The sequence below is a fragment of the Streptomyces sp. NPDC007162 genome (genome assembly GCF_040634175.1).
Classification (GTDB): domain Bacteria; phylum Actinomycetota; class Actinomycetes; order Streptomycetales; family Streptomycetaceae; genus Streptomyces.
In genome coordinates, this window is record NZ_JBEYFC010000399.1 from 1 (window position 1) to 8366 (window position 8366).

Consider the following 8366-nt stretch of genomic DNA (forward strand, 5'->3'; position numbering starts at 1 on the left):
GCCCCGCCGTACCCCCGCCGCGGTCCCGCGGTCGGCCACGTCGCGCGCGCCCCCGCCTACGCCTGCGAGTGGGAGTCGTAGATGCGCAGCTTCCGGTACAGCGTGGCGCGGCCGATGCCCAGGGCTGCCGCCGCGCGGGCCTTGTTGCCGCCGTGTCGGCGCAGGGCCTCCAGGATGGCGGTGCGTTCGGCATGTTCCATGGGGCTCAGCCGGCGCCCCGCGGGTCCCTCGCGCACGGGATCGGGCAGTTCGGCCCGGCGGACCGGCCCCGTCACCCGGCGGCGCTGCGCCAACGACCGCACGACATGTGCGAGTTCCGTGACATTGCCGGGCCAGGGATAGCGTTCCAGGGCGCGCCGGGCGTCGAGGGTCCAGCTGAGCGGGGGCTGTCCGGGTGCCGGGTCCGGGGTCACGGCGGTCAGCAACTCCCTGATGTCCTCGGGGCGTTCACGCAGGGCCGGCAGGGTGACCGAGCGGGCGGCCAGGGTGTCGAGGAGCCGTTGGAGGCACGGGCCCGGCGGTGTACCCGGGGTGTAGGTGACCAACAGGGGTGTGCTGGGCCGTGCTTCCAGCAGGGCGACGATCGCGGCCACGTCCGGCTGGGCCAGCCGCTCGGCGTGGCGCAGCACGAGGCCACCGCGAGGTGCGCCGGGCAGCGCTTCGTGTACCTCTCCTTCGGCCGCGTCGACGACGAGTGGGTCGGGGTCGCCGAGCAACGCGCGGGCCAGGGAGGTCTTTCCGGTGCCCCGTTCGCCGACGAGCAGCAGCGGGGCGGGGGCGGCGGCCAGTTCGGCGGCGCGCCCGGTGGCGTGCCGCCACGGCAGCGAGTGCCCGGCCAACGTGGTGGGCAGCGGCCCGGTGACGGCGGTGGCTTCGTGGCCGGGAGTCGGTTCGAGTACGGCCACCGCGCCGGCGGTCTCACCGAGGTGCCGAACGAACGCGACCCGTGCACCGGCCGCCCCGGCGAGGTGCCGGCCGGATTCCGTCTCCGCACCGGCCGCCCCGCCGAGACGCCCGAGTGGCTCGGCCTCGGGGTCGCGCCGGAGGCGGGTGGCGGGGGCGTCCTGGCGCAGAGCCGTGTGCACGGAGCGTTCCAGGTCGTCGATGTCCCGGATCGACAGCAACCGTCCGGCCGCCTCGCTCACCAGCCGGCTGTGGCCGGCGAAGGCCACCACGGGACGGTCCCGGCCGGCGCACGCCGCGAGGTAGGCGTCGAGCAGGGCGTGCTCCGGCGTCCGGGCGAGGGCGCGCAGTTCCGCCTCCAGCGCCGCGGCCGTCGCCTCGGCGAGGACGCCCTGCGGGTGCGGTGCGCGACCGTCGCACAGGGCCGACGCGACGGTGACCGTGCCGGCCGGTCTGCCGTCGCCGGGGGCCCGCAGCGGCACGCTCACCGCGGAGACGTCCTGCCAGACGTCGAGGAAGTGCTCCGGTCCGTGCACCTCGGCGCGCCGGCCGGTGCGCAGGGCCAGGGCCGCACTGTTGGGGCCGACACGCTGCTCGGAGAGGTCCGCGCAGCATGTGTCGGGGCGGGTGTCTCCGGCTGCCCACAGCACTCGCAGCCGGGCGTCGGTGAAGACGAGGCCGGCGTGTTCGCCGTCGAGCACGGGGCCGAGTCGTGCCAGCACCGGCCGCGCGGCCTCCAGGAGCAGGGGGTCGGACGGCTGCGGTTCCGGGGCGACGGAGTGGGCCGCGTGGTCGTGTCGTACGCCGTGGAACCGGGCCCGGCGCCAGGCCGCGGCGATCTCGTCCGGGACGTCCTCCGGCAGCGGATGTCCGGCGAGGAAGCGGGCGCGGGCCCGGCGCAGGTGGCCGAGGGCGGGACGGACGGGCGGTTGCCGGTCGGCCGTGGGGGGCTGCTCTGCGGTGGTCATGGCGCCCCTCACCGTACCGGGAACAGTTGAAGGAACAACGACTGGTGCCGCCAGGCCGGTTCCGGCGAGCACCGCGTGTCTCGGATTGAGACACCCGCTGCGGCCCGGATCGTTTCATGATCTTGCTCGGTCGGTTTCCGTCCTTCCCCCCACCGGAGCGTTCCCCGTGCACACCGATGTCGTCACCGACGTCCTGATCGTGGGCAGCGGCCCGGCCGGCGCCTCCGCCGCCCTGGCCCTGAGCACCTACGGCGTACCGAACATGGTCGTCACCCGCCACGCGTGCCTGGCCGACACCCCCCGGGCCCACATCACCAACCAGCGCACGATGGAGGTGCTGCGTGACCTCGGGGTGGAACGTGAGGCGCTCGCCCGGGCCACTCCGCAGCACCTCATGGGGAACACCACCTTCTGCACCAGCCTGGCCGGCGAGGAGCTGGGACGGGTCCGGTCCTGGGGTAACGAGCCCCTGGTGCAGGCCGCGCACCAGTTGGCCAGCCCCACCACGATGTGTGACATACCGCAGCACCTCCTGGAACCGGTGCTGGTGGACGCGGCGACGGCCCGCGGGACCGTGCTGCGCTACAGCACCGTCTACAGGTCGTTCACGCAGGACGCGGACGGAGTGACGGTCACCGTCGAGGACCGGGTGCGCGGCGACGAGTACACGATCCGCGCCAGGTACCTGATCGGGGCGGACGGCGGGCGTTCCAAGGTGGCCGAGGACGCCGGGCTGCCGATGGGCGGTCAGATGGGGGTCGCGGGCAGCGTCAACATCGTCTTCGACGCCGATCTGAGCAGGTACACGGCGCACCGCCCGTCCACCCTGTACTGGGTGCTGGCCCCGGGCGCCACCGTCGGCGGCATCGGAGCGGGCCTGGTGCGGTGCGTCCGCCCCTGGACGGAGTGGCTGATCGTGTGGGGGTACGACGTCACGGCGGGCGCCCCCGACCTGACCACCGAGTACGCGGAGTCGATCGTCCGCCGGTTGATCGGGGACGACGAGATCCCGGTGACCGTGAAGTCGTCCTCGGCGTGGACGGTGAACGAGATGTACGCCGAGAGGTACTCCAACGGCCGGGTCTTCTGCGCCGGCGACGCCGTGCACCGGCACCCGCCCTCCAACGGGCTCGGTTCGAACACGTCCGTCCAGGACTCGTACAACCTGGCCTGGAAGCTGAAGCTGGTCCTCGACGGCACGGCCGACCCGAGCCTGCTGGACAGCTACACCACCGAACGCGCGCCGGTCGGCAGGCAGATCGTCACCCGCGCCAACAAGTCGATCGGCGAGACCGCGCCCGTCTTCGAGGCGCTCGACGGTCTCGCCCCGCAGACGCCCGAGCGGCTCTGGGCCAACATCGCCGCCCGCAAGGAACCCACGAAGGCGGCCGAGCGGCAGCGGGCCCGGCTGCGGGACGCGATCGCGCACAAGGTGTACGAGTTCAACGCCCACGGCGTGGACCTCAACCAGCGTTACGTCTCCGGTGCGGTCGTCCCCGACGGCACCCCCGACCCCGGCTTCGCCCGTGACCCGGAGCTGTACCACCAGCCCAGCTCCCGCCCCGGTGCCAAGCTCCCGCACGCCTGGCTCACCTCGGGGACGCGCACCGTGTCCACCCTGGACACCGTCGGCAAGGGACGGTTCACCCTGCTGACGGGGATCGGCGGCGAGGGCTGGCTGCGCGCGGCCGAGGCCCTGGGCCTCGACATCGCCACGGTCGTCATCGGCCCCGGACAGAACTACGAGGACCCCTACGGCGACTGGGCCCGGCTCAGTGAGGTCTCCGATGCGGGCGTCCTGCTGGTACGGCCCGACGGCTACGTCGCCTTCCGGCACCCGGCCGCCGCCGGGAACGCGGAGGAACTCCTGGGCGGAGCGCTCCGGCAGATCCTCGGCCGCGCCGTCGCCCCACGACCCACGCAACACGAGAGGTGAACAGCATGGCCCTCGGGCTGCTCAGGCGCCGGTGGTCCAAGGACGCCCCGGCCCGTGCCGCGGGACTCACCCTGCCCATGCCCCCGGGTGCGGGCGGCGTCGCGCGCACCGTCCTGGACCCGGTCGACCAGCCGCTGGGCGGCGCGGACGTCACGGTCACCGCGCTGGACACCCACCAGGTGGTCGCGCGGGGCACCACCGACCCGTTCGGCTGCTTCCTGGCCGCCCTTCCGCCCGGGCACTACAGCATGCTGATCATCGCGGAGGGCCTCGATCCGCACCGCGAGACCGTGGAGATCGCCGCCGGGACCTGTCCTCAGGCCGCGCGGATCCGGCTCATGCCGGCCCGGCAGCTGCCGCTGCCTCCGACCGGAGGCTGGGTGTTCGATCCGCCGCACACGGCGATCCGGTTCATCGCGAAACATGTCGGCATGGCGCATGTGCACGGTCGTTTCGAACGTTTCGACGGGGCGATCGAGGTGGCCCCGGACATGAGCCGCTCCACGGTGCGGGTACGCATCCACGCGTCGAGCATCAACACGGGGAACACCACCCGCGACAACCATCTGCGGTCCGCCGACTTCCTGGACGTGGAGCGGTATCCGTACATCGAGTTCGTCAGTACGCGCTTCGCCTACCGCGGCGGCAGCAAGTGGACGCTCCTCGGGACCCTGACCATGCACGGCGTCAGTCGCTCGGTCTCGCTCGACACCACCTACCTCGGCACCGTCAACGGCGGATACGGCGAGGAACTGCGCTGCGCCGCGCTCGCCACGGCCGAACTGCACCGGGAGGACTACACCCTCAACTGGCGGTCCATGCTCGCCCGTGGCATCGCGGTGGTGGGGCCGACGGTGCAACTGGAACTGGACGTCCAGGCGATGTACCGGTCACCGGAGACACCCACTCCCCCGGAGTGACCCGACGGTTTGTGTTTTTTTGCCGTTTTTTACCTCTACGGTGGGCAGGGTATCTGTGCTACCCATGAGGTGTGCGGTGCGGGATCTCGGGGCCCGGCCGCGTGGACTCGGGAACACCGTCCGGCCTGCGCCGGAGTCAGCGAGCTGCGTGAGCTGCATGGACCCCACTTCCTCGTCTTCCGCCAATTCGGCGTTCGACATGGTCAGCGGCGCCCTGGCGGACTACGTCCCGAGGGCCGGACCGCATCCGGCGCGGTCCTCGGGCGCCGGCGGGGAGAGCGACGGCCGGGAGCAGATCCTCGGCGTGGTCAGCCTCGACGCGGAGCTGAGGATCACCGGGTGCAATCTGGACGCCGCTCCTTTCGCCGGAGTGCGAACCGGCCCCGGGGCCGCTTTCGCGGAGCTGCTGCCGGCCGGGGACGTACCGACGGTCACGCAGCGGTTGCGGAGGGTTCTCGAGACCGGGGAGGCGCATGTCGCGCGGGTACAGCGGCTGCGCCGGGAGGACGGCACCGAACTGGTCGTCTCGATGAGCATCCTGCCCGCCGCGCCGCCGCAGGAGGGTCTGACCGTCTCCCTGATCGCGATGGCCAAGCGGCTGCACCTGTATGCTTCCGCCGCCGCGATCGGGACGTCCCTCGACATCGGGGAGACCGCCCAGTCCCTCGCCCAGTCCCTGCTGGCCTGGGGGGACGTGGCCGCCGTCGACCTCGACTACGCGGTGTGGACCGGCGAGGCGGTCACCGAGCAGACGCATGACCGCATCCGGCTGCGGCGGGCGGCTCTGACGCCGGACCGGGCATGGCCCGAGGGCTACCTGACCCCCGGGGACAACCTGCCCCGCGAAGCCAGCCGCCTGCTGGCCGGCGCGGTCATGCGCGACGACGTCCCGCAGGCGGTCGTCATCTCCGACCGTACGGCGATCGAACAGGCCCTGGAGGACGCGCGGCTGGTGCGCGCCCTGGTGCCCGGCGACCACCCGGTGAGCGTCGCCTGCATACCCCTGGTCGTGGAAGGGCCGGAGGGCACGCCGGGTCCCGTCGTGCTCGGGGTGACGGAGATCTGGCGGCGGCCGGACCGGCCCTTCGGCGACGGGGAACTGCTCGACCTGCAAGAACTCGTGGCCAAGACCGCCCGGCACGTCGATCTCGCCCGCCAGCACCAGCGGGAGCACGCCCAGGTGCTGGCGCTGCAGCGCCGACTGCTGCCGCGGGCCGGCAGCGACACCATCGAGGTGGCCAGCGTCTACGAGCCCACCACACCCGACAGCGCGGGGGTCGGCGGCGACTGGGTGAACAGCTTTCCGCTGCCGGGCGACCGTACCGCGCTGGTGGTCGGTGACGTCGTGGGGCACGGGCTGGGGGCCGCGGCGGCCATGGGACAGCTGAGCATGGAGGCCCGGGCCCTGCTGTCGGCGGGACTGGGGCCCGGGGAGGTGCTGGAGCGTCTGGACGAGACGGTCACGTTGCTGGACGACACGGACGCGGGCCTGGCCGCCGGGTACAGCGCGCTCGGCTCGACGTGCTGCATCGCGGTCTACGATCCGGTCGACCACCGGGTGGCGATCTCCAACGCCGGCCACCTGCCCCCCGTCCTCGTCCGTCCGGACGGATCCGCCAAGACCGTCGCGGGCCAGCCGCACCCGGCACTGGGTGCCGAGTTCGTGGTGCGGGAGCCGTTCGAGGTGCACGAGTTCGCCGTGCCGCCCGGCTCGCTTCTCGTCCTCTACACCGACGGCCTGGTGGAGGATCCGGCGGCCTCCATCGACGACGGCATCGGCCGGCTGGCCGACCTGGTGCGCGAGGTGCACCCCTGGGACGACCTGCAACAGGCCGCGCGCCGTGTGGTCGCCGGTCTGGCACCGCGGGGGCACCTGCGCGACGACGTGACCCTGCTCCTGGCCCGGATGGCCGGCCGCCGCGGCCGGGACACCGCCACCTGGCACCTGCCCGCCCGCGCGGACACGGCCGCGCACGCCCGCGCCCTGGTCTCCCCTCTCCTGCGGCAGTGGCACACCACCGGCCAGGCACGGGACAACGCCCTGCTCGTGCTCAGCGAACTGGTCGCCAACGCCGTCCGGTTCGGCATCGGGCCGGTCACCGTGCGGCTGGTGAGGTCAGGGAGCCGGCTGTCGTGCGAGGTCGGCGACACCGGCAACGGCCGGCCCCGGCTGCGCCGCGGTGAGCCGCTCGACGACGGCGGGCGGGGACTGCACGTCGTCCACAAGCTCACCACTCGCTGGGGGGTGCGGTGGACCGACACCGGCAAAGCCGTCTGGGCGGAACTGGAGACCTGACGCCCGCCCCGGCCCGGGAGTGACGGCTTGCCGGCCGCGGTGGCGGCAGGGAGACGGCTGCGGCTACAGCCACTCACCCTCGACAGCGGTCGCGGTCAGGCCGGGCGCGGCGGCGTACAACACCGTACGGCTGCCTGTCTTCTGGCCGGCGTCGTACGCGCGCCGCAGGATGTCGAGCACGGCGGCACCGCCGCGGTTGCCCGTGGTGTAGCTGTCCCGGCTGAAGGCCAGCAGCCCGGTCGGCCACCCGTCGGGCATCGTCTCCTCCATGTACTCCAGCACCCGTGTTCCGCCGGGGTGCGCGAGCAGCAGGTCGGGATGCCAGGGCCGGGCGTCGTCCTGGTGGCGCTCGCGCAACCACCGCCACATCCCGGCGACCGTCCGCTGCACGGCACGTGGCCCACGGCGGTCCATCACGAAGTGGGTCCCGTCGGCGCGGGTGTCCAGCCGGTGCAGGTCCGTGGTGTCGGACAGGGTGTGGTGCCAGACCGCGTCCAGGCGCAGGACCGACTCGGTCCGGGGACGCCCGGTGACCACGACGGCGACGGCGGTGTCCGCGAACAGCAGTCGCACGATCAGCGATTCGAGCGTGTCGTCGGCGGGCTGGTAGGTGGTGCTCAGCGCCTCCGATATGACGACCAGCACCACCCGGTCGGGGTCCGCGGCGACCAGGTCGGCCGCCAGCGCCAGTGACCGGGTGCCGGCGATGCAGGCCCACTGGGTGGCCGGCAGCAACAGCACGTCGTCGCGCAGCGGGAGGCGGTTGAGCAGGGACAGGTCCAGCCCGGGCAGGGCCGGGGTGGTGGAGTGGCTGGTGATCACGCAGTCCACGTCGGCGGCGTCCAGCCCGGCGCCTCGAAGGGCCTCGCGTGCCGCGCGTTCCCCGTACGTCTGCACGGCGGCCCACGCCGGCGCCGTGCGCTCCTGAATGGTCTGCGGCGCCGGTACCGCCTCCAGCGCGGCTATCGCCCGGTCCGCCTCCGCGTCGGTGAACCCGCTGTGGGCCAGTGCCTCACGAGCCGGACCGGCGCCCGGAGTTCGCAGGCCGGTCCCGGCGCCCGGTGCGGCGGCCGCCTCCAGCGGCAGCATCCATCCCCGGGTGTCGATGCCGGTACTCGCGGCGATGCCGTCGATCCGCGACAGCCACGGCGCCTGCGGGTGCCGGCTGCGCACCTCCGCCAGGATCTCCTCGGTCCGCACGGCGTGTTCGCCGTGCACTACGGCAGGAGGACACAGACAGGCGCCCATAGCACGCCTCTTTCTCAGGAAACCCCTGGATGGCGTCAAGTGTCTGAAATCTGCCCGATTCGGGAGAGCAGGTCAAGACCCAGCCAGTCAGGAGC

The 8366-nt window shown here is 73.2% G+C and carries 5 protein-coding genes; 3 read left to right on the top strand and 2 right to left on the bottom strand.

Annotated elements, in window-relative coordinates; all coding sequences use genetic code 11:
* Positions 1-56: 56 nt before the first annotated feature.
* Complete coding sequence (locus ABZ646_RS33805) at positions 57-1871, bottom strand: helix-turn-helix domain-containing protein (protein WP_360527516.1); 1815 nt, start codon at positions 1869-1871, stop codon at positions 57-59.
* Positions 1872-2037: 166 nt separating this feature from the next.
* Here ABZ646_RS33805 and ABZ646_RS33810 point away from each other — a divergent pair, with 166 nt between their 5' ends.
* From ABZ646_RS33810 to ABZ646_RS33820, 3 genes are all read left to right on the top strand, one after another.
* Complete coding sequence (locus tag ABZ646_RS33810; RefSeq protein WP_360527519.1) at positions 2038-3807, top strand: FAD-dependent monooxygenase; 1770 nt, start codon at positions 2038-2040, stop codon at positions 3805-3807.
* A gap of 5 nt (positions 3808-3812) precedes the next feature.
* A complete protein-coding gene (locus ABZ646_RS33815) occupies positions 3813-4727 on the top strand; it encodes a YceI family protein (RefSeq protein WP_360527522.1) in 915 nt (304 codons plus the stop codon).
* Between the two features lie 157 nt (positions 4728-4884).
* Positions 4885-7023, top strand: a complete 2139-nt coding sequence (locus ABZ646_RS33820; protein WP_360527525.1) for a SpoIIE family protein phosphatase — start codon at positions 4885-4887, stop codon at positions 7021-7023.
* A gap of 63 nt (positions 7024-7086) precedes the next feature.
* On the opposite strand, the gene ABZ646_RS33825 is transcribed toward ABZ646_RS33820, so the two are convergent.
* Positions 7087-8271 (bottom strand): type III polyketide synthase, encoded by a 1185-nt coding sequence (locus ABZ646_RS33825; RefSeq protein WP_360527528.1) that lies wholly within the window; start codon positions 8269-8271, stop codon positions 7087-7089.
* Positions 8272-8366: the final 95 nt, after the last annotated feature.